Source organism: Sulfitobacter sp. 1A12157, from assembly GCF_043557345.1.
Classification (GTDB): Bacteria; Pseudomonadota; Alphaproteobacteria; order Rhodobacterales; family Rhodobacteraceae; genus Sulfitobacter.
This window is the reverse complement of sequence record NZ_JBIFFV010000008.1, coordinates 13,597-39,632: the sequence shown is the minus strand read 5'-3', so window position 1 is coordinate 39,632 and position 26,036 is coordinate 13,597. Positions and strand designations below refer to the sequence as shown.

General features: G+C 63.0%; 27 protein-coding genes and 1 tRNA gene. 9 read left to right on the top strand and 19 right to left on the bottom strand.

Annotated features, from left to right (window positions below; all coding sequences use genetic code 11):
* The first annotated feature begins 2 nt into the window (after positions 1-2).
* The 5 genes from ccmA to ACGYLC_RS13780 are packed head-to-tail and all read left to right on the top strand — an operon-like array spanning position 3 to position 2,741.
* Positions 3-614 carry a heme ABC exporter ATP-binding protein CcmA gene (gene ccmA / locus ACGYLC_RS13800; protein ID WP_394423373.1) on the top strand — a complete coding sequence of 204 codons (612 nt, stop codon included), beginning with the start codon at positions 3-5 and terminating at the stop codon, positions 612-614.
* On the top strand, positions 611-1,267 hold the full coding sequence (ccmB, locus tag ACGYLC_RS13795; RefSeq protein WP_394423372.1) for a heme exporter protein CcmB: 657 nt from the start codon (positions 611-613) through the stop codon (positions 1,265-1,267). The genes ccmA and ccmB overlap by 4 nt, the downstream gene beginning before the upstream one ends.
* Positions 1,268-1,319: 52 nt before the next feature.
* Positions 1,320-2,054, top strand: coding sequence for a heme ABC transporter permease CcmC (ccmC, locus tag ACGYLC_RS13790; protein WP_067266389.1), 735 nt, complete (start codon positions 1,320-1,322; stop codon positions 2,052-2,054).
* Positions 2,054-2,209, top strand: a complete 156-nt coding sequence (gene ccmD / locus ACGYLC_RS13785) for a heme exporter protein CcmD (RefSeq protein WP_394400550.1) — start codon at positions 2,054-2,056, stop codon at positions 2,207-2,209. The genes ccmC and ccmD overlap by 1 nt, the downstream gene beginning before the upstream one ends.
* Before the next feature lie 13 nt (positions 2,210-2,222).
* Positions 2,223-2,741 (top strand): DsbE family thiol:disulfide interchange protein, encoded by a 519-nt coding sequence (locus tag ACGYLC_RS13780; protein WP_394423519.1) that lies wholly within the window; start codon positions 2,223-2,225, stop codon positions 2,739-2,741.
* Here the strand turns inward: ACGYLC_RS13780 and ACGYLC_RS13775 are convergent.
* From ACGYLC_RS13775 to acnA, 3 genes are all read right to left on the bottom strand, one after another.
* On the bottom strand, positions 2,731-3,321 hold the full coding sequence (locus ACGYLC_RS13775) for an NAD(P)H-dependent oxidoreductase (protein WP_394423371.1): 591 nt from the start codon (positions 3,319-3,321) through the stop codon (positions 2,731-2,733). The two genes, ACGYLC_RS13780 and ACGYLC_RS13775, sit on opposite strands and share 11 nt — an antisense overlap.
* Positions 3,322-3,384: 63 nt before the next feature.
* Entirely contained in the window at positions 3,385-4,197 is an 813-nt protein-coding gene (locus ACGYLC_RS13770) for a hypothetical protein (protein ID WP_394423370.1), read from the bottom strand.
* 143 nt (positions 4,198-4,340) lie between these two features.
* Positions 4,341-7,115: an aconitate hydratase AcnA gene (gene acnA / locus ACGYLC_RS13765; RefSeq protein WP_394400556.1), complete on the bottom strand. Its 2,775-nt coding sequence runs from the start codon at positions 7,113-7,115 to the stop codon at positions 4,341-4,343.
* A 251-nt stretch (positions 7,116-7,366) separates the two neighbouring features.
* On the opposite strand from acnA, the gene ACGYLC_RS13760 reads away from it, so the two are divergent.
* Complete coding sequence (locus ACGYLC_RS13760) at positions 7,367-8,077, top strand: DUF1223 domain-containing protein (protein WP_394423369.1); 711 nt, start codon at positions 7,367-7,369, stop codon at positions 8,075-8,077.
* Between the two features lie 9 nt (positions 8,078-8,086).
* Here ACGYLC_RS13760 and ACGYLC_RS13755 read toward each other — a convergent pair whose 3' ends face one another.
* From ACGYLC_RS13755 to ACGYLC_RS13740, 4 genes are all read right to left on the bottom strand, one after another.
* Entirely contained in the window at positions 8,087-8,995 is a 909-nt protein-coding gene (locus ACGYLC_RS13755) for a lysophospholipid acyltransferase family protein (RefSeq protein WP_394423368.1), read from the bottom strand.
* A gap of 140 nt (positions 8,996-9,135) precedes the next feature.
* Positions 9,136-9,294: a hypothetical protein gene (locus ACGYLC_RS13750; RefSeq protein ID WP_394400565.1), complete on the bottom strand. Its 159-nt coding sequence runs from the start codon at positions 9,292-9,294 to the stop codon at positions 9,136-9,138.
* Between the two features lie 74 nt (positions 9,295-9,368).
* Positions 9,369-10,673 (bottom strand): adenylosuccinate lyase, encoded by a 1,305-nt coding sequence (purB, locus tag ACGYLC_RS13745; protein ID WP_394400567.1) that lies wholly within the window; start codon positions 10,671-10,673, stop codon positions 9,369-9,371.
* Between the two features lie 209 nt (positions 10,674-10,882).
* Positions 10,883-12,094: an alpha/beta fold hydrolase gene (locus tag ACGYLC_RS13740; protein WP_394400570.1), complete on the bottom strand. Its 1,212-nt coding sequence runs from the start codon at positions 12,092-12,094 to the stop codon at positions 10,883-10,885.
* Between the two features lie 168 nt (positions 12,095-12,262).
* Here ACGYLC_RS13740 and ACGYLC_RS13735 point away from each other — a divergent pair, with 168 nt between their 5' ends.
* Positions 12,263-13,417 carry a trans-sulfuration enzyme family protein gene (locus ACGYLC_RS13735; protein WP_394423367.1) on the top strand — a complete coding sequence of 385 codons (1,155 nt, stop codon included), beginning with the start codon at positions 12,263-12,265 and terminating at the stop codon, positions 13,415-13,417.
* Positions 13,418-13,464: 47 nt separating this feature from the next.
* Here the strand turns inward: ACGYLC_RS13735 and ligD are convergent, their stop codons facing one another.
* The 11 genes from ligD to ACGYLC_RS13680 all read right to left on the bottom strand — a co-directional run bounded on the left by ligD (position 13,465) and on the right by ACGYLC_RS13680 (position 24,090).
* Positions 13,465-15,924 carry a DNA ligase D gene (ligD, locus tag ACGYLC_RS13730; protein ID WP_394423366.1) on the bottom strand — a complete coding sequence of 820 codons (2,460 nt, stop codon included), beginning with the start codon at positions 15,922-15,924 and terminating at the stop codon, positions 13,465-13,467.
* Entirely contained in the window at positions 15,924-16,763 is an 840-nt protein-coding gene (locus ACGYLC_RS13725) for a Ku protein (RefSeq protein WP_394423365.1), read from the bottom strand. The genes ligD and ACGYLC_RS13725 overlap by 1 nt, the downstream gene beginning before the upstream one ends.
* A 10-nt stretch (positions 16,764-16,773) precedes the next feature.
* Positions 16,774-17,721, bottom strand: a complete 948-nt coding sequence (locus tag ACGYLC_RS13720; protein WP_394423364.1) for a YihY/virulence factor BrkB family protein — start codon at positions 17,719-17,721, stop codon at positions 16,774-16,776.
* Positions 17,722-17,796: 75 nt separating this feature from the next.
* Positions 17,797-19,068, bottom strand: a complete 1,272-nt coding sequence (locus ACGYLC_RS13715) for a DUF3618 domain-containing protein (RefSeq protein WP_394423363.1) — start codon at positions 19,066-19,068, stop codon at positions 17,797-17,799.
* A complete protein-coding gene (locus ACGYLC_RS13710) occupies positions 19,058-19,456 on the bottom strand; it encodes a phage holin family protein (RefSeq protein ID WP_394400587.1) in 399 nt (132 codons plus the stop codon). Before ACGYLC_RS13710 ends, ACGYLC_RS13715 begins: the two co-directional genes overlap by 11 nt.
* Positions 19,453-20,070 carry a hypothetical protein gene (locus ACGYLC_RS13705; RefSeq protein WP_394423362.1) on the bottom strand — a complete coding sequence of 206 codons (618 nt, stop codon included), beginning with the start codon at positions 20,068-20,070 and terminating at the stop codon, positions 19,453-19,455. The genes ACGYLC_RS13710 and ACGYLC_RS13705 overlap by 4 nt, the downstream gene beginning before the upstream one ends.
* Positions 20,071-20,356: 286 nt before the next feature.
* Positions 20,357-21,157 carry a lytic transglycosylase domain-containing protein gene (locus ACGYLC_RS13700; protein ID WP_394423361.1) on the bottom strand — a complete coding sequence of 267 codons (801 nt, stop codon included), beginning with the start codon at positions 21,155-21,157 and terminating at the stop codon, positions 20,357-20,359.
* A 96-nt stretch (positions 21,158-21,253) separates the two neighbouring features.
* On the bottom strand, positions 21,254-21,484 hold the full coding sequence (locus ACGYLC_RS13695; protein WP_394423360.1) for a hypothetical protein: 231 nt from the start codon (positions 21,482-21,484) through the stop codon (positions 21,254-21,256).
* An 82-nt stretch (positions 21,485-21,566) separates the two neighbouring features.
* Entirely contained in the window at positions 21,567-22,157 is a 591-nt protein-coding gene (locus tag ACGYLC_RS13690) for an exopolysaccharide biosynthesis protein (RefSeq protein WP_394423359.1), read from the bottom strand.
* Between the two features lie 138 nt (positions 22,158-22,295).
* Positions 22,296-23,702: a type I glutamate--ammonia ligase gene (gene glnA, locus ACGYLC_RS13685; protein ID WP_394400602.1), complete on the bottom strand. Its 1,407-nt coding sequence runs from the start codon at positions 23,700-23,702 to the stop codon at positions 22,296-22,298.
* Between the two features lie 49 nt (positions 23,703-23,751).
* On the bottom strand, positions 23,752-24,090 hold the full coding sequence (locus tag ACGYLC_RS13680) for a P-II family nitrogen regulator (protein WP_067266338.1): 339 nt from the start codon (positions 24,088-24,090) through the stop codon (positions 23,752-23,754).
* A gap of 211 nt (positions 24,091-24,301) precedes the next feature.
* Here ACGYLC_RS13680 and ACGYLC_RS13675 point away from each other — a divergent pair, with 211 nt between their 5' ends.
* Positions 24,302-25,156, top strand: a complete 855-nt coding sequence (locus ACGYLC_RS13675) for an NAD(P)H-hydrate dehydratase (protein WP_394423358.1) — start codon at positions 24,302-24,304, stop codon at positions 25,154-25,156.
* Here ACGYLC_RS13675 and ACGYLC_RS13670 read toward each other — a convergent pair.
* Entirely contained in the window at positions 25,153-25,674 is a 522-nt protein-coding gene (locus ACGYLC_RS13670) for a Hint domain-containing protein (RefSeq protein ID WP_394400606.1), read from the bottom strand. The genes ACGYLC_RS13675 and ACGYLC_RS13670 overlap by 4 nt on opposite strands.
* A 242-nt stretch (positions 25,675-25,916) precedes the next feature.
* Here ACGYLC_RS13670 and ACGYLC_RS13665 point away from each other — a divergent pair.
* A tRNA-Leu gene (locus ACGYLC_RS13665) sits at positions 25,917-26,003 on the top strand.
* The last annotated feature ends 33 nt before the right edge of the window (positions 26,004-26,036 follow it).

Here is a 26,036-nt window from a genome sequence, read left to right as displayed (position 1 = left end):
CAGTGCAAGTCAGCAACCTTAGCGTCGCACGCGGCGGGGTGCCGGTGCTCTCGGGTCTCTCCTTCGGATTGGCGGCGGGGGAGGCCTTGGTGCTGCGCGGGCCGAACGGGGCCGGGAAGACGACGCTGCTGCGCTGTATCGCGGGGCTGCAAGCGCCCCTCGCGGGACAGATCGAGGGGGCGGAGGATCGGGTCGCCTATGCCGCCCATGCGGATGGGCTGAAATCCATGCTGACCGTACGCGAGAACCTGAGCTTTTGGTCGCAGGTCTTTGGCAACACTGACATTTCCGCCGCCCTCGACGGCTATGCGCTGCACCCTTTGGCGGACCGTTTGGCTGCGACCCTCTCTGCCGGGCAAAAGCGCCGTTTGGGCTTGGCGCGGCTCTTGGTGACGGGGCGGCCGATCTGGGTCTTGGATGAGCCGACCGTCTCGCTTGACGCGGATGCGGTGGCGCTGTTCGGTTCTGTCCTGCGCGGGCATTTGGCGACCGGTGGATCGGCCCTCATGGCCACGCATATCGATCTGGGGGTTGAGGCACGCATGCTCGACATCAGCGCCTATCGCGCGGCCCCCGATGCCGATCTCGGCGCCAGCGATGCGGCCTTTCTATGAAGGCGTTGTTGCTACGAGACCTGCGCTTGGCGCTGCGGGCAGGCGGGGGCTTTGGCCTTGGCTTGGCGTTCTTCCTGATCGTGACAATGCTGGTGCCCTTCAGCGTCGGGCCGGAGGCCACGCTGCTGCGCGCGATTGCGCCCGGTGTGCTTTGGCTCGGGGCGCTTTTGGCCTGTCTTCTGTCGCTCGACCGTCTGCTGGCGCTCGACCTCGAAGACGGCTCGTTGGAGCTGCTGCTGACCGCCCCGCTGCCGCTGGAAGGGGCGCTTGCGATCAAGGCTTTGGCACATTGGCTGACGACCGGGCTGCCGCTGGTGCTGGCGGCACCCTTTTTGGGGGTGATGCTGCAACTCGCGGCGCCGGGGCATCTGTGGCTGCTGCTTTCGCTGGCGCTCGGCACGCCTGCGCTCTCGGTGATTGGCATGTTTGGCGCGGCGCTGACGGTGGGGATCAAACGCGGTGGGCTGCTGCTGTCGCTGCTGGTGCTGCCGCTCTATATTCCAACGCTGATTTTCGGGGCCGAGGTCGCCCGGCGCGGGGCGGCGGGATTGGAGGTCACGACGCCGCTTTCGATGCTGGCGGGGTTGACGCTGGCCGTGGTGGCCTTGATGCCATTTGCCGCAGCCGCCGTGCTACGGATGGGGTTGCGATGACCCCGAAAAATCGTGCATTGAGCACCACCCAACCGCGCGATAGGTAGTCTGCATGTCCCTTTGGCAATACGCAAACCCGGTCAAATTCCTTGCGCTTTCGCAGCGCGTGCAGCCTGCGCTTTGGGTGCTGGCAGCGGCGTTTGTGAGCGTGGGCTTGCTCTGGGGCTTTTTCGGCACGCCTGATGACGCGCGGCAGGGCAGCACGGTCAAGATCATCTACCTGCATGTGCCCGCCGCCCTGATGGCGATCAATGCGTGGTTCATGATGCTGGTGGCCTCGCTCATCTGGTTGATCCGTCGGCATCACGTCAGCGCATTGGCGGCCAAGGCCGCGGCCCCCGTGGGGCTGGTGATGACGCTGATCGCGCTGGTGACGGGGGCGATCTGGGGCCAACCGATGTGGGGCACATGGTGGGCCTGGGATCCGCGGCTCACGTCCTTCCTGATCCTGTTCCTTTTCTACCTCGGCTACATCGCGCTGTGGCAGGCGGTCGAAGACCCCGACACCGCCGCCGATCTGACCTCGGTTCTTTGCCTTGTCGGCTCGGTCTTTGCGGTCCTGTCACGCTATGCCGTGCAGTTCTGGAACCAAGGGTTGCACCAGGGCACCTCGATCCCCGTCGCGACAGGCAACCGCAGTGTGGCAGATGTTTTCTTTTACCCGCTGGTTCTGGCGATGCTGGGCTTTGGCCTGCTGTTTCTGGCGTTGGTGGTCTATCGCACGGGCACCGAAATTCGCCTGCGCCGGACGGCGGCGCTCAGGGCGCGGATGAACAGGGGGGCGTGATGCCGGAGCTTGGAAAATACGCGGGCGAGGTGCTCTCGGCCTATGCCGTGTCTCTGCTGCTACTGGCAGCGCTGATCGGCTTGACCCTCTGGCGTGGCCGTACAGCGCGCAGGGCCTTGGAAGAGACAGAGCAGGAGGCCGGACGCCGTGGCTAAACTCTCGCCCATGATGATCGCGCCGCCGGTGATCTTTGCCGCTTTCGTCGCACTGGCCGCCGTTGGCATGTACCGCGACGATCCCCAGGGGCTGCCCTCGACGCTGGTGGGGCAACAGGCGCCTGCCATGCCCGAGGCCACGCTGCCCGGCTATCCGCAGGCCACGGATGACATGCTGCGCGCGGGCCAAGTGAGCTTGGTGAACTTCTGGGCCAGTTGGTGCCCGCCTTGCCGCGCCGAACACCCCAAACTGCTTGAGATGCAGGCCGAGGGGATGAACATCATCGGCGTCAATTTCAAGGATACCGAGAAGAACGCCACCGCCTATCTGAGAGATGCAGAAAGCCCTTTCGCCGGGGTCGGTTTCGACCCGCAGGGCCGGGTGGCGATTGATTGGGGTGTGACCGCCCCGCCAGAGACTTTCATCGTCGACGGGGACGGCACGGTATTGTTCCGCTTTGCCGGGCCGCTGGTCGGCAGTGATTACGAACAGCGGTTCCTCCCGGCTCTACGGGATGCGATCACCCGCTGATCTTGGCGGCGTATTCGACCAGACGTTTCGCCTGATATGTAACGGATTTCTTGCCAGTGTCGCTCAGCGGGCCGGGTTCGCAGGAGTATCCGTAGGGGTTACCGCCATCTTCGAATTTGATGCCATCGGCATAGCCCGGCGGCACGATGATTGCCCCCCAGTGCATCGCAGTGACATAGATCGACTGAAGCGTCGTCTCCTGCCCGCCGTGCGGGTTCTGGGCCGAGGTGGTCGCCGTGATCGCCTTATTGGCAAGCGCCCCCGACTGCCAGAGCGGCCCCAACGTGTCGATGAAGGCGCGGAATTGGCTGGCGGCGACGCCAAAGCGGGTGGGGGCAGAGATGAAATAGCCATCCGCCCATTCCATGTCCTCGGGTTTGGCCTCGGGGATGTCCTGCATCTTGTCCAACTGCGCGCGCCACGCGTCTTGCCCATCGACGACGGCCTGCGGGGCGGTCTCGGCGCAGCGACGCAGGCGCACCTCGGCGCCTGCCTCTTCGGCGGCGCGGGCGGCTTCTTTGGCGATGGCGTGGTTTGTCCCATAGGTGGAGTAGAACAGAACGGTGATTTTCGGGCTCATGGTATCTCCTTTCACGAGGTGCTTCGGGATTAACGGAATGCTTGGGTCTTCTGTTCCCCGGGGTCAGAGCGAATAGGGCCGCGCCCATTCGCGCAGACGGTCGATAAATTGGGCGTTGGTCAGTTGGTCCAAGCGGCCCTCGGGCGCGGTGAAACCGGGCAGCGGCTCGAGCGCGATGCGCAGGCGGCGCATTTGTTCGGGGTAGGGGGCCACCCGCTCGGCCAGTTCCACCATCCCTGCGGGCACCCGGCGGGCGGGGTGTTCGGCGCTGTAGTAAAGCGCGAATTGCATCGCATTGAGGTTCGACACCAGATCGGCGAGGGCGGGCATGATGACCGTGTTCATCTCATCGCTGTCCGCCGCGAACATCGACGCCTTGCTCAAAAGCCCCCGCGCTTGCGCAACGGTGGTGGTGGTCGACAGCACGAAGCTGACCGAGAGCGTGAGGATCACCATCCCATTGACCCCGACGAGCACCGACATCACCATCCAGAAGGGGCTTTGCGTCTGCAGCGGCCCGCCGCCGAGGGTCGAAAGCAGATGACCCACAAAGGCGGAGTCGCGGACAAAACCCGCAGGCTCTGTACTGTCCGACATGACCACGGCATCGCGGCTCAGCTGAAACACCAAAGTCCAGCCGAGGGAGACGAGCACGATCCAAGTCACCGCGATGGCTGTCATCACCACCGGGCCGGAAAGCCGGTGCCGGGCATTTCCCTGTGGCATGAGTTTGGTGAAAAGGAAAAACGCCGCCCGTGCCACCCGCTCCGACAGGGGGGCCACAGGGGCCGCGCCAATGGCGGTATAGAGAAAATCCAGCAGCACGATAACAAGGATCACCGCGCCCAAAGCGCCTAGTGCGTAACTTGCTAACATTGCTGTGCCTTCCTCGAAAACAATCGTCTTACGAAGGCAACCCGTGATGAGGCGGCAGGTTCCCGCCTAGGGCGTTGGGGCAAAGAAAAGGAGCGGCCCACGGGGGCCGCTCCTTGGAATTGTTTGGCTGTGACGATGGGCGTTTAGGCCGATTTCGCCAGATTGCGCAGCACGTAGTGCAGCACGCCGCCGTGCTCAATGTATTCGATCTCGATCGCGGTATCGATGCGGCACTTGAGGGTGATTTCCTTGGTGCTGCCATCCGCCATGGTGATCTTGCAGGGCACTTCCTGCAACGGCTTGATTGTGTCCAGCCCTTCGATTGAGACGGTCTCATCCCCGGTGAGTCCCAGCGATTTGCGGGTGTCGCCGCCGGTGAACTCAAAGGGAATTACGCCCATGCCAACGAGGTTGGAGCGGTGGATACGCTCAAAGCTTTCGGCGATCACGGCCTTCACACCCAGAAGGGCGGTGCCCTTCGCGGCCCAGTCGCGCGAGGAGCCCGCGCCGTACTGTTCGCCACCGAAGATCACCAGCGGGGTGCCGTTCTCCTGATGCGCCATGGCGGCATCGAAGATCGAGGTCTGCGCGCCATCGGGGCCCTTGGTGTAGCCACCTTCGACGCCATCCAGCATCTCGTTCTTGATGCGGATGTTGGCGAAGGTGCCGCGCATCATGACTTCGTGGTTACCGCGACGCGAACCATAGGAGTTGAACTCACGCACCGGCACCTGACGTTCGGTCAGATACTGGCCCGCAGGCGTGGTTTCCTTGAACGACCCGGCGGGCGAGATGTGGTCGGTGGTGATCATGTCACCCAGCACGGCCAGCACTTTCGCGCCTTCGATGTTCGAAATCGTGCCCGGCTCAGGCGACATGCCTTGGAAGTAGGGCGGATTTTGCACGTAGGTCGACTGCGGCGGCCAATCGTAGGTCTTGCTGTCGGTGGTCTCGACCGCTTGCCACTTTTCGTCGCCTTTGAAGACATCGGCGTATTTCTCTTGGAAGGCTTCGCGCGTCACGGTCTGTTCGACCAGTTCGGCGACTTCCTGCGTCGAGGGCCAGATGTCTTTCAGGTAGACGTCATTGCCGTTCTTGTCCTGACCCAGCGGGCTGTTGGTCAGGTCGTGGTTCATGTCACCCACCAGCGCATAGGCCACCACCAGCGGCGGGGAGGCGAGGTAGTTGGCGCGCACGTCGGGGCTGATCCGGCCCTCGAAGTTACGGTTGCCCGAGAGCACCGAGGTGCCGATCAAGTCATAGTCGTTGATCGCCTTGCTGATCGGCGCTTCCAGCGGGCCGGAGTTGCCGATGCAGGTAGTGCAGCCGTAGCCGACGAGGTTGAAGCCAATGGCGTCGAGATCGTCTTGCAGGCCCGCGGCCTCAAGGTAATGCGACACGACCTGCGAGCCCGGCGCCAGCGATGTCTTGACCCAAGGCTTGCGGGTCAGACCCAGCTCACGCGCCTTGCGCGCCACAAGGCCCGCGCCGATCATCACATAGGGGTTCGAGGTGTTGGTGCAGGAGGTGATCGAGGCGATCACGATGGAGCCGTCATGCAGCTGGTAATGGCCGTCGTCGGTCATCACATAGCCGCGGTTGTGGTGGCCCTCGTCGCCGGGAATGTCCTGCGGCTCGGGCTGGCCGCCTTCGCCTTCCCAACGGATTTCAGAGTTCGCGGAGGTGTCTTTGCCTTCGCGGATGCCCTTGACGTATTCGGCGAATGCCGTGTGCGCCTTGTCGAGTGCGATGTAGTCCTGCGGACGTTTCGGACCCGAGATGGCGGGCACGATGGTGCCCATGTCGAGGCTCAGCGTGTCGGTGTAGACCGGCGCGTAATCCGCATCGCGCCACATGCCGTTTTCCTGCGCATAGGCTTTGACCAGCGCCACGCGATCCTTGTCGCGGCCGGTGTTGGTCAGATAGCGCAGCGTCTCGTCGTCGATCGGGAAGAAGCCACAGGTCGCGCCGTACTCAGGCGCCATGTTGGCGATTGTCGCACGGTCCGCCAGCGGCAGGTGGTCAAGGCCGTCACCGTAGAATTCCACGAATTTGCCGACCACGCCTTTTTCGCGCAGCATCTCGACCACTTTCAGCACGAGGTCGGTGCCGGTGGTGCCTTCCATCATGCGGCCCGTCAGCTCAAAGCCCACGACCTCGGGGATCAGCATGGAGATCGGCTGGCCCAGCATCGCGGCCTCGGCCTCGATCCCGCCGACGCCCCAGCCCAGAACGGCGGCGCCGTTGACCATGGTTGTGTGGCTGTCGGTGCCGACCAGCGTGTCGGGGTAGGCCACTTCCTCGCCGTTCTGGTCCTTGTCGGTCCAGACGGTCTGCGACAGATACTCAAGGTTCACCTGGTGGCAGATGCCGGTGCCGGGGGGCACAACGCGGAAGTTGTTGAACGCCTTCTGACCCCACTTGAGGAAGGTGTAACGCTCGATGTTGCGCTCATACTCGCGGTCCACGTTCATCTGGAAGGCGCGCGGGTTGCCAAACTCGTCGATCATGACGGAGTGGTCGATGACGAGGTCGACGGGGTTCAGCGGGTTGATCTTGTCCGCGTCGCCACCAAGCGCCACCAGACCGTCGCGCATCGCGGCAAGGTCGACCACCGCCGGCACGCCGGTGAAGTCCTGCATCAGCACGCGGGCCGGGCGGTAGGCGATCTCACGCGGGTTCTTGCCGCCCTTGGTCGCCCATTCGGCGAAAGCCTTGATGTCGTCTTGGGTGACGGTCTTGCCGTCTTCAAAACGCAGCATGTTTTCCAGAACGACTTTCAGCGCCGCTGGCAGTTTAGAGAAATCGCCCAGACCAGCCGCTTCGGCGGCGGGGATGGAGTAATAGGCGACGTTCTGGCTGCCAACGGAGAGGGTTTTCCGTGTCTTGGCACTGTCGTGACCGACTTGGATTGTCATGGCGGGCTCCCTTCGGGGTCTGATGGGTGGCTAGATTGCCGTCTCAATGCCACTACGGGCGCGGCGGTTCAACTGTTATCAGGCGGTTTCGCGCGATTTTGTATACCATTGTGTACCGACCTTAAAGGGGGCATCATGCGCATTTCAGGCTGTGGGCGCTAACGGCCGTTTCAACAAAGGTTGATTGGTATTTCACGCGCCCAGCCGTTAGACCAAAGCCATCACCGCGATATTGATCCGTCTGGAATTTTATGAAGCCCCTGATTTTTCCCATCCTTGCCGCATTTTCGCTGCTGGCCGCGCCTTTGCAGGCTCAGCAGGAGCAGCCTGTGGTGGTCGAACTCTTTACCTCTCAGGGCTGTTCCTCTTGTCCCGATGCCGATGCGATGCTCGCCGAATTGGCCGAGCGGGAGGATATCATCGCCCTCGCGCTGCATGTGGATTACTGGGATTACATCGGCTGGGAGGATCCTTTCGGCGATCCGGCCCATGCCGAGCGGCAGCGCGGCTATGCGGCTGTCGGCGGGCGGCGCAGCGTCTATACGCCCGAGCTGATCGTGCAGGGGCAGACCGATATCGTCGGCGCGAAACCGATGAAACTGATGGACGCGGTCGAACGTCATGCAGAGGCCGCGCCGCAGGTGGCGCTGACGGTCGCGCGGTCCGGTGCAGCGGTTGAGATCACGGCAGACCCTTTGGCCGAAGGCGTGGGGCCGATGCAGGTCCACATGCTGCGCTATTCCCCGATGGAGCGGACCAAGGTCACCCGGGGGGAAAACGCGGGCCATGTCATGGAGCACAGCAACGTGGTGCAGGGCTGGCAGGCCTTGACGGAGTGGGACGGGGCGGCACCGCTGTCACTGCGTGCCGATGCTGAGGGCGATCTGCCCGTCGTGGTCATCGTTCAGCGCAATGAGCAGGGCGGGCCGGGGGCGATCCTCGCCGCCGCGCGTGCCAAGTAAGACCCGCCGTCAGGTTTCGTGGGGCCGCCAGCGGCGGTGCACCCAGAACCACTGTTCCGGCGTCTTGGTGACCTGCGCAGTCAGACTGTCGTTCAGCGCCTGCGTCATGGTCATCGGATCGCTATGCGGCACCGGCGCTTCGAGCACCACGTCAAAGCTGACGCCATCGTCCTGTCGAATGCCATAAAAGGGGATCAGCAGCGCGTCATAGCGCAGCGCCAGTTCCGCCGCCGAGATGGCGGTGCGGGCAGGCTTGCCGATGAAATCGAGGATCGGCGCGCGGATGACATGTTGGTCGAACAGCAGCACCAGCCGCCCGCCTTGTTTCAGATGCCGCACGAAGCCCGCCGTGCCGCGCCGCCCTTGGGGGAACACCGGCCCGCCGAAAGCTTCGAGCGTTTTGACGTAATGCGCGTTGAAATAAGGGTTTTTCATCTCGCGGTAGAGCCCGCCGATGTCATAGCCCCGCGCCACGAGGGAGGCCCGCGCCGCTTCGTAATTGCCGTAATGACCGGTCACGAGGATCACCGGCTGGCCCGTGCGGTTGGCCTCTTCCAGCGCGGCCATGCCCGGCCCCTGTGGGGCCACCTCGGCCATGCGTTTGGGAAAGTCCTCGGCGGAGTAATTCTCGATAAAAGACCGCCCGAGATTGTTGAGGCAGCGGGTGGCAATCTCCTCACGCCGGGCAAGCGGCATCTCGGGCCAGACATGCTCAAGATTGTCCAACGCCCGGCGGCGGTAGCCTGCGAGTGGGGCCAGAACATGCTGCACCAATCCGCCGACAAAGCCGACCCGCGTCTTATAGGGCAGGGCCAAGGCCGTGCGGATGATGCCGACGATCAGCAGGTTGCTTAGGTAATGCCGGGCCCGGCGGCCGAAGGGATAGGGCTTTTTGGCTTGGGGGGCTGGGTCCGACATGGGCTCTGACAGGCTGTTAAACTTGTCCTGACATAGCCTGCGCCGACGCGCGCAACAAGCCGTGCCGAGCGCCATAGGCCGGGGTCAGCCGTCAGAGGCCCGGGCAGCGCGTGCATTGTACTTGGCCGCCGGTGGCAATCTCAGGCGGTGGCGTCCGGCACGCAGGTGCCGCTCTTGATGTCGAGTTTCATACCCTCCGCGCAGGTCATGACCTGTTTGTCATGAACACAGCCCGAGGCGAGGGCGAGGGAGGGGGCCGTGAGCGCCATGAGGGCGCCGAGTGTCAGTGCGAGTTTCATGTCGTTTGCTCCTTTGACAGGCGCGGACAGGGTACACCCACCCGCGCCAATCTCAAAGCAATAGGATGAACGCCTTACGCGCCGAAGACGCGCTTGAAGATCGTGTCGACATGTTTGGTGTGGTAGCCCATGTCGAATTTCTCGTTGATGCCCTCTTCGCCGAGCGCCGCGACGACCTCTTCATCGGCCAGCAGCAATTCGCGGAAATCGAGCCGTTCTTCCCAGACCTTCAGCGCGTTGCGCTGCACCATGGAATAGGCATCTTCGCGGCTGACGCCCGCTTGGGTCAGGGCCAGAAGCACCCGCTGGCTCATCACGAGGCCGGGGAATTTGTTCATGTTCTCCAGCATGTTGTCGGGGAAGATCAGCATCTTGTCGACGACGCCCGCCAGACGGTGCAGGGCGAAGTCCAGCGTCACGGTGGCATCGGGGCCGATGCCGCGCTCGACGGAGGAATGCGAGATGTCGCGCTCATGCCAAAGCGCCACGTTCTCCATCGCCGGGATCACCGACATGCGCACGAGGCGGGCCAGGCCGGTCAGGTTCTCGGTCAGCACCGGGTTCTTCTTATGCGGCATGGCCGAGGAGCCTTTTTGCCCCATGGAGAAGAATTCCGCCCCTTCCAGCACCTCGGTCCGCTGCATGTGGCGAATCTCGATGGCGACGTTTTCGATGCTGCTGGCGATGACGCCGAGCGTGGCAAAGAACATCGCATGACGGTCGCGCGGGATGACTTGGGTCGAAATCGGCTCGGGGTTGAGGCCCAATTTCTCACAGACATGCTCTTCGACGCGCGGATCGATATTGGCGAAAGTGCCGACCGCGCCCGAGATCGCGCCGGTGGCAATCTCCTCACGCGCGGCGACGAGACGGGCGCGGTTGCGGTCCATCTCGGCATAGAAGCGGGCAAAGGTGAGGCCCATGGTGGTCGGCTCGGCGTGGATGCCGTGGCTGCGGCCCACGCGCACGGTGTCTTTATGCTCAAGCGCGCGTTTCTTCAGCGCGGCAAGCAGCTTGTCCATACCGTCGAGCAGCAGGTCGGCGGCACGGGTCAGTTGCACGTTGAAACAGGTGTCGAGCACGTCGGAGGAGGTCATCCCCTGATGCACGAACCGCGCCTCATCGCTGCCGACATGTTCGGCCAGATGCGTGAGGAAGGCGATGACATCATGTTTGGTCACGGCTTCGATCTCGTCGATGCGAGCCACGTCGAATTCGACGTCCTTGGCTTTCCAGACGGCTTCGGCATTCTCGCGCGGGATGGTGCCCAGATCGGCCATGGCGTCGCAGGCATGGGCCTCGATCTCGAACCAGATGCGGAATTTCGTTTCCGGCGACCAGACGGCAACCATATCGGGACGGGAATAGCGGGGGATCATGCGCGCACCTTTTTGGGACAGGGGATGGGTCAAGGGCGGCATAGACTGACTTGGGGGTAAGGACAAGTCTGAGGCGGGAGGGCCAGCACCTGCCCGGTCGCATCAAAGGTGCGCCAGATATACCGGCACGCCTTTAATACGGCGGGCGGTCAGGCGATGGCCCGGCGTCTGCGGCGTGATTCCGGGCCGGGGTGGTAAGGTCACCGTCGTTACAGAAGCTCTGTCACCACCGTCGAACTCCGCTCCAACGTCCGATGCACGGGGCATTTATCCGCAATCTGCAAGAGCCGTTGGCGCTGCTCTTCGGTCAAATCCCCCTCTAGTCGGATACGCCGCCGCCATGTGTCGATCTTCTCCGCCGCGCCGGTGCCTGCGTCCTGCGCGTGCACCTTGTCGTGGCAGACATCCACGCTCACGCCGTCGAGCGGCCAGCCTTTGCGCCGGGCATACATGCGGATGGTCATCGAGGTGCAAGCGCCCAATCCGGCGGAGAGAAACCCATAGGGCGACATGCCGCGGTTGGTGCCGCCATAGGCCCGCGGCTCATCCGCCAGCGCGTGGTGATGCGGGCCTGCGGTCACGTCTTGTAAGAACCCATCGGCATCCGCTTCGGTCACGCGCACGATGCCTTCGGGCGCGCCGGGGGGCGGGGCGGGGGATTTCAGCGCCATGTAGCGATCCGCCCATGTGGCGATGATCTCTGCCGCATATTCCGCGTCGCGCGGGCGGGTGATCAGGTGGTCGGCATCGTCAAGGGTGACAAAACTTTTGGGGTGTTTCGCGGCCATGAAAATCTGTCCGGCGTTGTCGATGCTGACGATCTCATCGCGCGGCGCGTGCATCACCAACAGGGCGGCTTTCAGCCCGGCGATATCGGGGGCCAGCGTGGCGCCCTGCACATCGTCGATGAACCCTTGGCTAATGGTAAAGGGCCGCCCGCCAAGATTGACCTCGGCACTGCCATTGGCCGAAATCTCGGGCAGGCTTTCGGCGAAGTTATGGGTCACATGGGCGGGATCGAACGGCGCGCCGAGCGTGGCGACGGCGCTGACATGAGGCAGTTGTGCAGCGGCTTTGAGAACGGCCGCGCCGCCCAGTGAATGGCCGATCAAAAGTGCGGGGGCCATGTCACGGCCCGACAGATAGCGGCAAGCGGCGAGCAGATCATCGACGTTGGACGAGAACGACGTCTCCTCGAAAGCGCCTTTCGAGTGGCCCAGTCCGGTGAAGTCAAAGCGCAGCACCGCAATCCCCATCGCCGCCAGACGGCCCGCAATGCGCCGCGCGGCGGGGCTGTCTTTGCCGCAGGTGAAACAATGCGCGAAAAGCGCGGTCGCCAGATGCGGCCCCTCCGGCATGTCCAACCGGGCGGAGAGTTCCGTGCCGCCCGAGCCGGGAAAGGTGATGCGTTCGATGGCCATGAGGCTCTCCAGTTTGCTTGGGCTAAAGGTGACATCTGTAGCGGTCGGATCAAGGGCCGGGGCCGCGCGCTCACCCAAGCGTGACGCGAAAGCACTGCGCGTGATCGCATTTGCCCCGGCTTGTTGCTTTGTATACGACTTGTGCAAAACCCCTGTCGGAGACATATCTTGGCCCAGCCCCCCAAACCGAACCTGCACCCTGCCACCATCGCGGCCCAAGCCGCGGGCGCCGTCGATCCTGCGTCGGGCGGGGTGGTGCCGCCGGTGCAATTCGCCACCACCTATCTGCGGGATGAGAATTACGATCTGGTCAATCCTGACAACGTCTATCTGCGCTCGCATAACGAAAATACCCGCGTGGCGGAGCGTCTGCTGAACGCGCTGGAAGGGGCCGACGAGACGCTGATCTTCCCCTCGGGCATGGCGGCCATCGCGGCGGTCTTTCGCACCGTTCCCAATGGGGCGAGCGTGGTGGTGCAAAGCCAGATTTACTGGGGCACGACGAAATGGATCCGCGATTTCTGCGCCCGGCGGCAGATCGCGCTGCATGAGGTGGACGCAAGCGATCTGGATGCCTTCGCCGCCCTGTGCCGCGCCGAAAAGCCCGATCTGTGCCTGATCGAGACGCCGTCGAACCCATGGCTGCGGATCACCGATATCGCCGGGGCCGCCGCCGCCGCCCATGAAGTGGGCGCGACGCTGGTGGTCGACAGCACCGCGGCCACACCGGTGCTGAGCCACCCGTTGGAGCTTGGCGCGGATATCGTGATGCATTCGGCGACCAAGGGGATCAACGGCCATTCCGACGTTCTGGCCGGATCGCTCGCCACCAAAGACGCCGGGACGCCGCGCTGGCAGATGATCCGCGATGACCGCAACGAGGCGGGCGGGGTCATTGGCCCGATGGAGGCGTGGCTGCTGGCGCGTGGGATGCGCACCCTGCCGCTCAGAATGCGCGAAATGTCTCGCAATGCCATGACCTTGGCCGAGTTCCTGTCGGATCATCCGCAGGTGGAACAGGTGATGTACCCCGGCCTGCCGGACCATCCCGGCCATGCGCTGGCCGCGCAGCAGATGCGCGGCGGCTATGGCGGGCTGTTGTCCTTTGTCGTCAAAGGCGGGGCCGAGGCGGCGTTGAAAGCGGCGGGGCGGTTGCAGCTGTTCCACCGTGCGACCTCGCTCGGGGGGGTGGAAAGCCTGGTCGAGCATCGCCACACGATCGAGCCGCATACCGGGATCCCCGAGGGGCTGTTGCGCCTGTCGGTCGGGATCGAGGATGTCGAAGACCTTGGCGCCGATCTGGGCCAAGCGCTCGGGCAGTAAGTGCAGGGAAACCGGATTGGCCGCGCACCCTCGCGGCCAATCTTGCATCACCTTTCAGACCATTCCTGCAACCTGTCGATCACCCCATCGGTCAGCGATTGCAGATCCTCCTGCACCGCCAGCGCCGGGCAGGGCTGATCTAGCCGCGCGGCCATATCGCCCATGTGAAAGCCATTCGCGCTGTCGAGCGTTTCCAACTCCTCCCATGTCACCGGCACGGCGACCGGCGCAGCGGGACGCGCGCGCAGGGAATAGGGCGCGATGGCCGTGGCGCCGCGTTCATTGCGCAGCCAGTCGATGAAAATCCGGCCCTTGCGCTTGGCCTTGGACATGGTCGCGATATAGCGGTCGGGGTCTTGCGCGGCCATGACATGGGCAAAGGTCTTGGCGAAAAGTTTGACCGTTTCCCAACCGCGCGTCCGGCGCAGGGCCAGCCAGACATGCACGCCCTTGCCGCCGGTGACGATCACCCCCGATCGCAGGCCGAGGCCCGCCAGCGCATCGCGCAGCTCAAAGGCCGCCGCGCGGACATCGGCCCAATCCAGCCCTTCATCGGGGTCGAGGTCAAAAACCAGCCGGTCGGGGCGGTCCAACCGATCTACTCGCGCGCCCCAGATGTGATATTCCAGACTGCCCATCTGCGCCGCCGCGATCAGGCTGTCGGGGCGCGTGGCATAGAGGTAATCCGCCGCCTCGCCATCGCTTTCCTTGATTGAGACTCGTGACAGCGCGTCGGGCATCCCGCCGCTGTCGTGCTTCTGAAAGAAACATTGCCCGTCGATCCCCGAGGGGCAGCGGAAGAGCGACAGCGGGCGGTGGCCCATGAGGTCGATCATTCGCTCGCCAACGCGTTGGTAATGCCGCGCCACATCGCCTTTGGTGCAGCCCGCATCGGGGAAGACTCTGCGGTCGGCGTTGCTGATCTGCACGCCGCCGATCTTGCTGCCATCGCCCATTTCCGGCTCCTCCTGCGGTTCCTCCATGGTCACGTTGCTCGCGTTCTTATCCTCGCGCAGGCCCAGAAAACTGCCGTGGCGGATCACGCCATCGGCGGTAAATTCGGCAAAATCGACCTCGGCCACCAGATCGGCGCGGACCCATTTGGCATCGCGCGCCACCTCCGTTGGCACATCGCTCGCGGGCGGGGTCTTGCGGGCGGTCATGGCGCGGGCGAGGTCGGCCATCACCGCCTCGGAAAACCCCGTGCCGACGCGGCCCTTGTAGCGCAATTCCCCGCCCTCATGGCTGCCCAGCAGGAGCGAGGCAAAGGCCCGGCCCTTTTTGTCGGAGGGGGAATAGCCGATGATGACGAATTCCTGTCGCCGGGTGCATTTGACCTTGAGCCAGCTTTTGCTGCGCCTGCCAGCATAGGGCGCGTCGATGCGTTTGGAGATGATCCCCTCGGCCCCGGCTTTGCAGGCGCGGTCGAAGACTTCGGGGCCATGGCCGACGACATGTTCGCTCAGCCGCAGCGGCCCGCCTGCGGGGACGCCGGATAGCAACTGCGCCAGACGGGCGCGGCGGTCCATCTGCGGCGCGGCGCGAAAATCCTCCCCGTCGAGCGCCAGCAGATCGAAGGCGTAAAAGACCAGCGGATGCCCCTCTTTCAGCGCCTTTTGCAACGAGGAGAAGGCCGAGCCGTTGATCTTGGCCGCCATGACCTCTCCGTCCAACAGCGCCCGGTCGCAGGGCAGCAGATCGAAGGCGGCCCGAAGCGCGCCGAACTTAACGGTCCAATCCTTGCCTGAGCGGGTAAATAGCCGCGTGCCGTCCTTGCCGAGGGACACCAGACAGCGGTAGCCGTCGAACTTCGTCTCATGCATCCAGCCGTCCCCCTCGGGCGCGTCGGCGACGAGGGTGGCAAGCTGGGGTTTGACGAAAGCGGGGTTCTTGCCTTTGCGTTTGGGGCGCGGGTCGGCGACCTTTTTGGCGGGGGCGTCCTTGGCGATCTCGGCCATGGTGCGGCCCGTGGTGATCGACCGGGCGGTGCCTTTGGTCAGCCCATCGGGCAGATCGCGGGCATAGTCGTCACGTTCCTTGATCAGAAGCCAGTTCTCTCGCTTTTCCCGGCCCCGCATCCGCACCAGCGTCCAACCGCCCTGCATGTGCTGGCCCTGCAGCGTGAACTTGAGTTTGCCGTCTTTCAGCCCCTTGGCCACATCGACCTGCGGCATCCATGTACCCCGGTCCCAGAGCATCACCGTACCGCCTCCATATTGCCCCTTGGGGATCGTCCCCTCGAACCCGCCGTAGTCGAGCGGGTGGTCCTCGGTCCGCACGGCAAGGCGCTTTTCCGACGGGTCGGGGGAGGGGCCTTTGGTCACGGCCCAACTCAGCAGCACCCCTTCCCATTCAAGGCGGAAATCATAGTGTAGGCGGGTGGCATCGTGTTTCTGAACGACAAAACTTTGCCCCGCACCGCTGCCGATCTGGCCGCGCGGCTCGGCTGTCGCGTCGAAATCGCGTTTGGCGTTGTAGCTGGCCAGCCTGTCGGGGGATTTGGCCATCACGATGCTTTCTTACGCGGCGCCTTTTTCTTGGCGCTGGATTTCCCACCCCCCGCTTCTTTCAGGCTCTCTTTCAGCGCGCCCATAAGGTCGATCACATTCTCGCCCTCGGCGGCGCTGTCATCCCCGGTCTGCACGCGCGGGGTCTTTTTGTTCTTCACCTTCGCATCCAACAGCTTTTGCATCGCTTCGGCGTATTTGTCGGTATAGGCGGAGGCGTCGAAGGGCGCGGTTTTCTTGTCGATCAGCGAGGTCGCAACCTCCAGCAGTTCCTTGTCGGTCTTGTCGTCCTCGATATCGGTGAAAATCTCATCCGCCTCGCGCAACTCATCGGCATAGTGCAGCGTCTCCATCAACAGCCCGTCGCCGCAGGGTTTGACGCAGGCCAGATATTCCTTGCCCCGCATGGTCACTTGCCCCAGACCGACCTTGCCCGCTTGGCGCAGCGCGTCGCGCACCACGCGGTAGGCGTCTTGGGCCAGATCGTCGGAGGCGGTGATGTAATAGGGTTTGTCGAAATAGAGCGGAGAGATTTCGCAGGCATCGACAAATTGCACCAACTCGAAGGTCTTTTTCGTCTCCAGCTTGATCTCATCCACCTCATCGGGGTCGAGCAGGATATATTCGTCGCTGCCGACCTCATAGCCTTTGACGATATCCTCAGCCTTGACCGGGCCGATGCCGGGCACGGATTTCTCATAGCGCACCCGCTTGCCCGAGGGTTTGTGAATTTGCCGGAAGGAGACTTTGGAATTGGTCTTGGTGGCCGAGAATATTTCGACCGGAATCGACACCAGCGAGAGGCGAAGTTGACCTTTCCAAAGTGCGCGCGGTGCCATGAGACCTCTCCTACTTTCCCTTCGCGCGGCCCAGCCTGTCGGCCTTGACCGCGTCGCGTTGGCCCATCGGCTCATCCGGACCGGTGGTGCTGTCCTTGCGGGTCTGGGCCTCCATCTCGGAGTTGAACTCAGCCCCCAAAAGCACGATGAAAGCTGAGATCCACAGCCACATGAGCAAGATGATCGCCCCGGCCATGCTGCCGAAACTCTCGTTGTAGCTGCCGAAATTGCTGACGTAGATCGAGAAGCCGACGGAGGCTACGATCCACAGGATACAGGCGATGATGGAACCGGGGGTGAGCCATTTCCATTCCGCATCGTCACGGGCGGGGCCATAACGGTAGAGCACCGCCAGCGCGAGCGTGGTGAGTGCTGCGAGCAGCACCCAACTGCCATAGGTGAGCAGCGTCTCAAACCAATCCGGCAGGGCGAAGAAGGCGACCACGGCAGGCACGGCCAGTGTGGCCGAAAGACCCAAAAGCAGCACCCCAATCAACATAAGGGTGAGGCCCAGCGTCCAGATGAGTTTGGAAATGAAACCGCGTGTCTCATCTTCGTCATAGGCGACGTTCAGCCCCTCCATCAGACTGCCCACACCCTTTGAGGCGGAGTAGAGCGCGAGTGCCAGACCAATCAGGAAGGCCCAGCCGAGACCTGTCTCTTCCGACCCGGTCACGGCGACGGCTTGGTCAAGGATGATCGTGGCGGCTTCTTCGGGAATGAGGTTGGTGAGGGATTCAAGCTGCGCGGTAACCTGCGCGGGCTCCATCACCAGCCCGGCGAGGGCCATCAGGGCGGTCACGGCAGGGAAAATCGCCAGCAGCGCGTAAAAAGCGACACCGGCGGCGACAAGCGACACGTGATCGGCGGCGATCTCATCCTTGACCCGTAATAGGATGTCTTTCCATCCGGGGGCCGGTATTTCCATCGGCGTTTCCGCTTTCCGTCCGCGCGCCATATCTGGTCCTTCGAATTTTAACTTGAGGCGTAAAATATGCCCGCCCCCGAGGTCGGGAGCGGGCCTAGGCTTGGCTTAGTTCTTCACGTCACCGAGCTTTTGCTTGTCGGCTTCCTTTTTTGCGGCATCCGCCACGCGCTGACCGCTCTCCTTCGCCTTCTTGACGGCGGCATCGGCAGCGGTCTCTTCGTCGGCGGCGGCATCGGCATTGGCCTTGGTCTCTTTCAAGACCTTGCTCGCTTCATCCGTCGCGGCCTTGGCGACCTTGCTGAGCTTGTCACGCTCTTCCGCGTAGATACGCTCGGCTTCGTTAAAGAGCGCGTCGCTATGCTCGCCCAGATAGGCGTCCTCGGTGCGGCTGCGGGGCAGGGCGGCACCGATCGCGGCACCCACGGCGAGGGCCAGCGCACCGGCGACCATCGGATGCTCGTCAAACATATCCGCCGCACGCTCACCGCCCTGGCGGGCATAGCGGCCACCGGCATTCCACGCGTCCACAGCGCGGGCACGGGCCATCACGATACGTTCACGCGCTTCGGCGGTCATGTTCTCGGTGCCTTCCGACAGGCGGTCCCGCAGCGCATGGGCACGCTCGTTGGCGGCATTGGCGCTGTCACGCACGCTATGGGCGGCGCCGCTGGCGGTGCTGCGGATGCTGTCGACGGCAGAGCGTGTGCCATAGGACGCGCGGTCCCGGGCATAGCGGGCACCACTGGCGACCGACGACCCGGCAGAGCGGGCACGACCGGCAGCCGAGCTTGCAGCGCCTTTGACGCTCCCGGCGGCAGAGCCTGCGGCCCCGGACACGCCGCTTGCGGCGGAGCCTGCGGCCCCTTTCACGCTGCTTGCGGCCGAACGGGCACGGTCACCAAGGCCGCGACCCTCATCGTCGTCATGATGCACGTCACGGGCCCATGCGGGCACATTGTCACCCGCGCCACGTTCGGAGCCATAGCTGGACGCATAGGGGCTCGCCGGGGCCGAGGAACGGCGGGCGTCGCGCAGGGCGGGGCGGTTTTCAATATCGGTGACCGGCACCGGCACGGGATGTGCGCGGTCGCGGTCCAGCCCTTCGTAGCCCCGGCGGTCACGGCTGTTGCCGCTGCCGAACATCATCCACGCAAGACCCGCGCCGGTCAGCGCCAGCGCAACCGGGTTGCGCTTGGCCGCGTCAGAGATGGAGCGCCCCCAGTCGCCGCCATGTTCGCGGAACTGGTCGGAAAACTGGCGCGCGATGCCTTCGACCGAAAAGCGGTCTTGCAAATCGTCCAGCGTATTGGCCAGACCGGCGCGCTCCCGTTCGATTTCGCGTTCAATTTCTTCGGGGTTTCTGGAGTCATTTGTCATCGTAGACCTCCTTCATGGTCTCTGCGTCACGCTTGACGTTTTTAACGGTGCGGGTCGGCGCAAGGCTGTTAAGCTTCAGATCGTTGGTGCCTTTCTGGACCATCACATAGGCGACGATGGCCAGCAGAACGCCGACGATCACGGCAGACCAACCAGCGGCAATGCCAGCTTCGGTCAGGGCAGCAACCAGAGCGGCGCTCAGCACATTGAGAGCGGTCAGGGCCACAACCACGGCGCCGACGATCAGGCCAATGGCCACGCCCGCATGTTTCAGGTTCTCGTTCACCTCGGCGCGGGCCAGATCGACCTCTTTGCGCATCAGCGAACTGACGTGGGAGAGTGCTTCGGTCAGCAGGCTCCCGGCGGATTTATTGCTTTCGGTGGTCATGCTTTCTCTCCTGTTACGACGTTGGGCGCGGCAGGCTGTGTTGTCGGCTGAGCGGCGGTGCGGCCCGGCACGGTGCTGGCAGCACCTGTGGGCGGCGTGCCGGTCATCGGGCGATCAATGCGGTCGTCATCGTCATATTCGACGCCGGAGCCGGCATAGCCGCCCTGTGGCCGATCGCTGGAGGCTTTGGCGAAACGGGTCGCCACGAAGCCCAACAGGGCCGCGCCACCGAGAAAGACCAGCGGGTTACGCTTGGCGAAACCGTTCAGGTCGCTCATCATTTCGCCCAAGTCTTTGTCGCGCATGGTGTCAGAGACATCGGCAAGACCGTCGGCCAACTGGCTAAAGCTGCGTTCCTGCGGGGAGCCGCTGCGCAGCTCATCGGCCGCGGTGCGCAGTGCGGAAGCCACGCCTTTCACCTCGTCAGCGGCAGTGTCGCGCGCTTGGTAGGCGTAGTTTGTCGCTTCGGCAGAGACGGTATCAGCCACGTCGCGGGCGTGCGCCTTGGCGGTGTCAGCAGCGCTGCTTGCGGCAGCGGCTGCCTTGTCTTTCGCAGCGGCAGCCTGCTCTTTGGCGGCGGCGCTTTGAGACTGTGTGGTGTTGTTGTCGGGCATGGTGACCTCCTTTAAAATACGAGATTCAGGATCGCGAGAACGACCACGATCAGGCCGATGAGGTAGAAAATTCCGTGCATGGGTCCCTCCATTCGTGTGCAGCAATTTGCTTATCTACGGTCCAACGACTGACGCCGCGCGCGGTTCCCCGGGCGGGGTAAAAGATTGCTGGGAACCCCTTGGCTTGCGGGGGTAAAATGGGGCGCAAAGGCGTGCCCCTTGCACAAAAGCAAGCGGCGCGCCCCGATTGGGACGCGCCGCCGCTTAACAAAGTTTAAGTGTGATCTTAGCCGTCGATGCGGCTCGCCATGATGGCGATTGCCTTTTGGTATACGCCCGCCGCGTTCCACGCCTGAATGACGCGGAAGTTCGGCTGACCCTCTTGATAGCCCGCCCCCGGCTGCCAGCCTTTCTGGCGCAGGAAATTGGCGGTCGAGGCCAGCGCGTCGACTTCGTTATAGAAGTCCACCCGGCCGTCACCGTTGCCGTCTACGCCATATGTCAGCGCATTGCCCGGCAGGAATTGCGTATGGCCCAACTCCCCATGTTTGGCCCCTTGGGTGTTCGAGGTGATGGCGCCGCGGTCGACCAGTTTCAACGCGCCGATGGCATGGGGCACGAAAAAGTCCGAGCGGCGGCAGTCGTAGGCCAGCGTGGTGATGGCCGAGACAACACCGCTATTGCCCATGAACCCGCCAAAGCCTGTCTCCATCCCGTGGATCGCCAGCAAAACACCCGCAGGCACGCCGTAGCGCTGCTCAAGCGCGTTATAAAGCCCGGCATTGCGCGCTTTGCGCTTGCGGCCTTGGGCCACAATCGTATCCGCGCCGCGCACCTGCATGAATTTAGACAGGGAGTATTTGAAGGACTTTTGGTTCCGGTCGGCGGATATGGTGCCATTGGCGTAGCGTGCGCTTGCCAAGGCATCCAAACCGCGCTGGCCGACGCCTGCGGCGCGGGCCTCTTGGGCGAAGGCACCTTTCCACGCGTCAAAGCCATTGGCCGTGTTGCCGCATTGGGCGGCCAGAGTGGGCGCGGCCATGAAGGTGCAGATGGCCGCGGTGGTGGTGAAAAGTGTTTTGAACATGAGATTGACCCTCTGCGTCTGTGTGCCGAGCAAAGGTTAGCCCATATGGGCAACGGTTCAACTCACTTGGCGACGGAAAGGGAAAAACTTTGTCCCTTAGCGCGGCAGAAGGGCGCGGAGATATTCAAAGGCGGTGCCGGCCCAGAGATTGACCTGCGGGGCGCTGTCTTGGGCAAAGCTTGCCCCGCCGAACAGCAGGCCGACGGTTACCAGAAACATCAGCCCTTTCCGGCTGCGCTTGGCACGGCGCTGCTTGCCGCGCGCCTGTTTGGCGCGCTGTTCGATGCGGTGCAGCCGCTCGTTAAAGGTCGTCGTGGACATCGCCATCTATCCGCTTCCTTCGCAGGGTCATGGTAAAGATTGCTTAAGCGCTGTGGCTCTTTTATGGCGATGGTGCGGCGCGGGGCGGTCAGCCGCCCAGAAAATAAGACACCCCGGCAAAAGCCGCGATACCGGCGCCGATGAAGCCCAGCAGCATCAGCAGCCCGTCACGATAGAGCAGCGCCAGCCCGAAGATGGATATCACGATCATCGGCGCGGAGGTGGCGAAGGGCACCACTTCAAGCGGGGGAACGGCAAAGCACAGGGCAAGGATGACGACGCAGGCGACCTTCTGACCGGCGGGGCCTGCGATACGCGAGAGCCGAGCTTGGAGTTTGTCGTCGATCCATTGCGAGACGGGCCGCAGCCATTCGACAGACTTCAGTACCTTGTCGGAATCCATGCTGCGTTTGCGCAGCCAGCTCGGCGCCCAGAAATGCTCATACCCCAGCAGCATCCGCAGCGCGATGGTCCCCACCAAAAGGGCCAGCGCGGTTGGAAAGCCAGGAATGCCGCCAAGGGGGGTAAGCTCTATCAACGGCAAAACGGCAAGGGCGGGGCCATAGCCGCGCTGGTCAAGCGCGTCGATCAACTGGCCAACGTCGACGGTGTCTTTCCCTTCGGAGGCGTCTTTCAATTCATCAACAACATCTGTCAGCGCCGTTGAATCATTGGCCATGATGCGCACCCCTTACTTACCGCTCTGCCAAGCAAACGCGGCAAGTCTGGCTCCGTTCCGGGGGGTGCCATGCAAAAGGGCGCGGAATGCGCCGCGCCCTTTCGATTTCCTCTCACGCCCCGGGGGGCGGATGGCCGATCAGCAGCTGTAGTACATGCCGAATTCGATCGGATGCGGGGTCTGTTCGAATTTCAGAACCTCTTCCATCTTCAGCCCGATGTAGCCTTCGATCTGGTCACGGGTGAACACGTCACCGGCCAGCAGGTAGTCCATGTCCTTGGACAGCTCGTCGAGCGCTTCGCGCAGCGAACCGGCCACTGTCGGGATGTCCGCCAGCTCTTCCGCGGGCAGGTCATAAAGGTTCTTGTCCATCGCCTCGCCCGGGTCGATCTTGTTCTTGATGCCGTCAAGGCCAGCCATCAAGAGCGCCGAGAACGCCAGATAGGGGTTCGCCGCCGGATCGGGGAAACGGGCCTCGACGCGCTTGGCCTTGGGGCTTTCGGTCCATGGGATACGCACGCAGCCCGAACGGTTACGCGCAGAGTAGGCGCGCAGGACCGGCGCTTCGAAACCCGGGATCAGACGCTTGTAGCTGTTGGTCGTCGGGTTGGTGAATGCGTTGAGCGATTTGGCGTGGGCCAGAATGCCGCCGATGAACCACAGCGCTTCTTGGCTGAGGTCGGCGTATTTGTCGCCCGCAAACAACGGCTTGCCGTCTTTCCAGATTGACATGTTGACGTGCATGCCAGAGCCGTTGTCGCCAAAGATCGGCTTGGGCATGAAGGTCGCCGATTTGCCATAGGCGTGGGCCACGTTGTGGATCACGTATTTGTATTTCTGGATTTCATCCGCCTGTTTGGTCAGCTCACCGAAGATCAGGCCCAGCTCGTGCTGGCAGGAGGCAACCTCATGGTGGTGCTTGTCGACCTTCATGCCAAGGCGCTTCATGGTCGAAAGCATCTCGGCGCGCAGGTCTTGCGCTTCGTCCACGGGGTTCACCGGGAAGTAGCCGCCTTTGAGGCCCGGGCGGTGGCCCATGTTGCCCATTTCATAGTCGGTGTCGGTGTTCCACGAACCGTCGGATGCGTCAACTTCGTAGGATACCTTGTTGACTTCGTTCGAGAACTTGACGTTGTCGAAGAGGAAGAACTCGGCCTCGGGGCCAAAGTAGGCGTTGTCGCCGATGCCCGAAGACCGCAGATAGGCCTCGGCCTTCTCAGCGGTGCCGCGGGGGTCACGCTCATAGCTTTCGCCGGTGTCGGGCTCAACGATGGAGCAATGGAGGCAGATCGTGGTTTCGGCATAGAAGGGGTCGACATAGGCGGTGCTGACATCGGGCATCAGCTTCATGTCGGAGGCTTCGATGCTTTTCCAACCTGCGATGGAGGAGCCGTCGAACATGAAGCCTTCTTCAAGGAAGTCTTCGTCGACCAGATCGCTCACGATGGTAACGTGCTGCAAGGCGCCGCGGGTGTCGGTAAAGCGGATGTCGACATATTCGATGCCTTCATCTTTGATTTTGCTCAGGAATTCCTGGGTATCCATCGTGTAGGTCCTTTATGGTCTATTCGTAGTCTAGGCCCGAGGGCCGTTGTCAAAGCGCGTCTGAACCGGATTCACCGGTACGGATGCGAATTGTTTGTTCAACAGGGGAAACGAAGATTTTGCCGTCACCGATTTTCTCCGTCTTGGCGGCGTCGACGATGGCCTCGATAGCGGCATCGACCTGATCGTCATCCAATACCACTTCAACCTTCACTTTGGGAAGGAAATCTACCACATATTCCGCACCGCGATAGAGCTCGGTATGGCCTTTCTGGCGGCCGAAGCCTTTCACTTCAATCACGCTGAGGCCTTGAACGCCCACATCTTGGAGGGCTTCTTTGACTTCGTCGAGTTTGAACGGCTTGATGATGGCTTCGATCTTTTTCATGGTAATCCCCTGACAATTCCCGCGCATTTATGCTCTGGTTTCGACAGAGCATCCCGCCCGCGTAACGTCCAGCGCCGGGCAGGGGGTAACATGGCGCGGCGGATGCATTTGCCAAGAGGCGCTGAAAATTTGCGCAATGCGCCTAATAAATAAGCATTCGTGAATCGCCTCCGGGCTGTACCTTTGGGCGGCAGTTGCTAAATCCCTTTGCATGCGTATTTCCGAGATCACCCGCGAGAACCTGAACCTCGATGTGCTGCGCAAAGAGCCGGGGCATAAGTATGACCACGGCCATGCGCTCGTCCTATCCGGCGGGCCGGGTCAGACCGGTGCCGCGCGTATGGCGGCGCGCGGGGCGCTGCGGATCGGGGCAGGGGCCGTGACCTTGGGCGTGCCACCCGCCGCGCAGCTTGAAGCGGCGACGCAGCTCACGGCGGTCATGCTGCAACGGATAGCGGATGGCGCGGCCTTGTCCGAAGCGCTTGAAGACCGCCGGATCAAGGCGCTCTGCCTCGGGCCCGCTTTGGGCCTTGGCGCGCGCGCGGCAGGGCTTGTCAAAGCCGCCCTCGCCGCGTCGCCTGTCGTCTTGGACGCCGATGCGATCACCCTGCTGTCGCAAGATGCCGATCTACGCGACGCTCTGCACGACAACTGCGTTTTGACACCCCATATGGGGGAGTTCGCGCGGCTGGCCCCGGATTTGGCCGAGGCGGCAAAGGCCGATGAGGAGGGGGCCAAGGCGCAGGCCGCGCGAGAGGCCGCCGCACGGTTCGGCTGCGTGATCCTGTTGAAAGGCCCGAAAACGATCATCGCCACGCCCGAGGGGGAGCTGCGGCGCCATAGCGCGACCCAAGACCGCGCGACCCCTTGGCTGGCCACCGCTGGGGCGGGCGATGTCTTGGCAGGGCTTATCACCGGGCTTCTCGCGCGGGGGATCGCGCCTGTCGAAGCGGCCGCCACCGCGGCATGGATACATGCCGAGGCAGCGCTCCTGCATGGGCCGGGGCTGATTGCCGAAGACCTGCCCGACCTGATGCCACAGGTGCTGCGGGACTTGGGGGTTTAGGCCGCGTGCAACACCGCGCCGCGGGCGCGGGCGGCATCGGCGGTGCCAAGCTCCAGCCCATCGGCATAGATCACATGCGGGCCGTCGCAGAATATCTGGATCAGGGTTGTCTCTTCCTCTCCCAGATCGGTGATGAATTCATCGTCGACCAAGGCCCGCGCCGCGACCAAGGCGCGTTCGGAATTGAAAAGCGCCCGCGCGCGCCAATCGCGCACCAGCACCATCTGATCCCCGGCGAGCGCAACGTCGCGCTCGGGCCGCGTGTGGCCCAGTGAACCCGCCGCCAGCGCGATGCGCCGCACGCTGCGGGTTGTGCGTTGAATATGAAGGATTTTCGCAAAGCCACTGTCGCGCGTGATGACCCGATCCCCGACCGAGAGATACTCGACCGGGATTTCACCATCCAGCGTCAAAATAAGGGCGCCCTGCACAAGACCGGTGTCCAGCGCAGCGAATGGGGAAAACTGCCCCCCATGGCGATCATTGCCGCCTACGCACCCGACCGTATTCGGTTTCATGGGCGTCTCTTTCTATTGTACCTGCCTCAGGTATCACCAACCATATGCAAACATCCGGTTAATGTCTTGTGCTTTTTTGCTCTCGCATCTGCCGCGCGGGTTTGCTAATCAGCGCGGGCACCAGTTGGTGCAGTGCGGGTGTGGCGGAATTGGTAGACGCACCAGATTTAGGTTCTGGCGCCTATGGCGTGGGGGTTCATATAGGGGGCTATAGGTAGCTACTTTTTATACCACATCAGTTTGGGGGCATGGCGGAATTGGTAGACGCGCTGGATTTAGGTTCCAGTTGGATAACACCAGTGAGAGTTCGAGTCTCTCTGCCCCCACCAAAACTTAGATTTTAGGCACTTTTTTAGGTTCGA

Excerpts from the sequence above, each read along its gene's own strand:
- ACGYLC_RS13715 (WP_394423363.1), bottom strand. The coding sequence starts at position 19,068 with ATGACAAATGACTCCAGAAACCCCGAAGAAATTGAACGCGAAATCGAA.
- ACGYLC_RS13750 (WP_394400565.1), bottom strand. The coding sequence starts at position 9,294 with ATGAAACTCGCACTGACACTCGGCGCCCTCATGGCGCTCACGGCCCCC.
- ACGYLC_RS13770 (WP_394423370.1), bottom strand. The coding sequence starts at position 4,197 with ATGTTAGCAAGTTACGCACTAGGCGCTTTGGGCGCGGTGATCCTTGTT.
- ACGYLC_RS13755 (WP_394423368.1), bottom strand. The coding sequence starts at position 8,995 with ATGTCGGACCCAGCCCCCCAAGCCAAAAAGCCCTATCCCTTCGGCCGC.
- ACGYLC_RS13725 (WP_394423365.1), bottom strand. The coding sequence starts at position 16,763 with ATGGCACCGCGCGCACTTTGGAAAGGTCAACTTCGCCTCTCGCTGGTG.
- glnA (WP_394400602.1), bottom strand. The coding sequence starts at position 23,702 with ATGGATACCCAGGAATTCCTGAGCAAAATCAAAGATGAAGGCATCGAA.
- ACGYLC_RS13780 (WP_394423519.1), top strand. The coding sequence starts at position 2,223 with ATGATCGCGCCGCCGGTGATCTTTGCCGCTTTCGTCGCACTGGCCGCC.
- purB (WP_394400567.1), bottom strand. The coding sequence starts at position 10,673 with ATGATCCCCCGCTATTCCCGTCCCGATATGGTTGCCGTCTGGTCGCCG.
- ACGYLC_RS13720 (WP_394423364.1), bottom strand. The coding sequence starts at position 17,721 with ATGGCGCGCGGACGGAAAGCGGAAACGCCGATGGAAATACCGGCCCCC.
- ccmD (WP_394400550.1), top strand. The coding sequence starts at position 2,054 with ATGCCGGAGCTTGGAAAATACGCGGGCGAGGTGCTCTCGGCCTATGCC.
- ligD (WP_394423366.1), bottom strand. The coding sequence starts at position 15,924 with ATGGCCAAATCCCCCGACAGGCTGGCCAGCTACAACGCCAAACGCGAT.
- acnA (WP_394400556.1), bottom strand. The coding sequence starts at position 7,115 with ATGACAATCCAAGTCGGTCACGACAGTGCCAAGACACGGAAAACCCTC.
- ACGYLC_RS13775 (WP_394423371.1), bottom strand. The coding sequence starts at position 3,321 with ATGAGCCCGAAAATCACCGTTCTGTTCTACTCCACCTATGGGACAAAC.
- ccmB (WP_394423372.1), top strand. The coding sequence starts at position 611 with ATGAAGGCGTTGTTGCTACGAGACCTGCGCTTGGCGCTGCGGGCAGGC.
- ACGYLC_RS13710 (WP_394400587.1), bottom strand. The coding sequence starts at position 19,456 with ATGACCACCGAAAGCAATAAATCCGCCGGGAGCCTGCTGACCGAAGCA.
- ACGYLC_RS13670 (WP_394400606.1), bottom strand. The coding sequence starts at position 25,674 with ATGAAACCGAATACGGTCGGGTGCGTAGGCGGCAATGATCGCCATGGG.
- ACGYLC_RS13700 (WP_394423361.1), bottom strand. The coding sequence starts at position 21,157 with ATGTTCAAAACACTTTTCACCACCACCGCGGCCATCTGCACCTTCATG.
- ACGYLC_RS13690 (WP_394423359.1), bottom strand. The coding sequence starts at position 22,157 with ATGGCCAATGATTCAACGGCGCTGACAGATGTTGTTGATGAATTGAAA.
- ccmC (WP_067266389.1), top strand. The coding sequence starts at position 1,320 with ATGTCCCTTTGGCAATACGCAAACCCGGTCAAATTCCTTGCGCTTTCG.
- ACGYLC_RS13680 (WP_067266338.1), bottom strand. The coding sequence starts at position 24,090 with ATGAAAAAGATCGAAGCCATCATCAAGCCGTTCAAACTCGACGAAGTC.
- ACGYLC_RS13705 (WP_394423362.1), bottom strand. The coding sequence starts at position 20,070 with ATGCCCGACAACAACACCACACAGTCTCAAAGCGCCGCCGCCAAAGAG.
- ACGYLC_RS13740 (WP_394400570.1), bottom strand. The coding sequence starts at position 12,094 with ATGGCCATCGAACGCATCACCTTTCCCGGCTCGGGCGGCACGGAACTC.
- ACGYLC_RS13675 (WP_394423358.1), top strand. The coding sequence starts at position 24,302 with ATGCGTATTTCCGAGATCACCCGCGAGAACCTGAACCTCGATGTGCTG.
- ACGYLC_RS13760 (WP_394423369.1), top strand. The coding sequence starts at position 7,367 with ATGAAGCCCCTGATTTTTCCCATCCTTGCCGCATTTTCGCTGCTGGCC.
- ACGYLC_RS13695 (WP_394423360.1), bottom strand. The coding sequence starts at position 21,484 with ATGGCGATGTCCACGACGACCTTTAACGAGCGGCTGCACCGCATCGAA.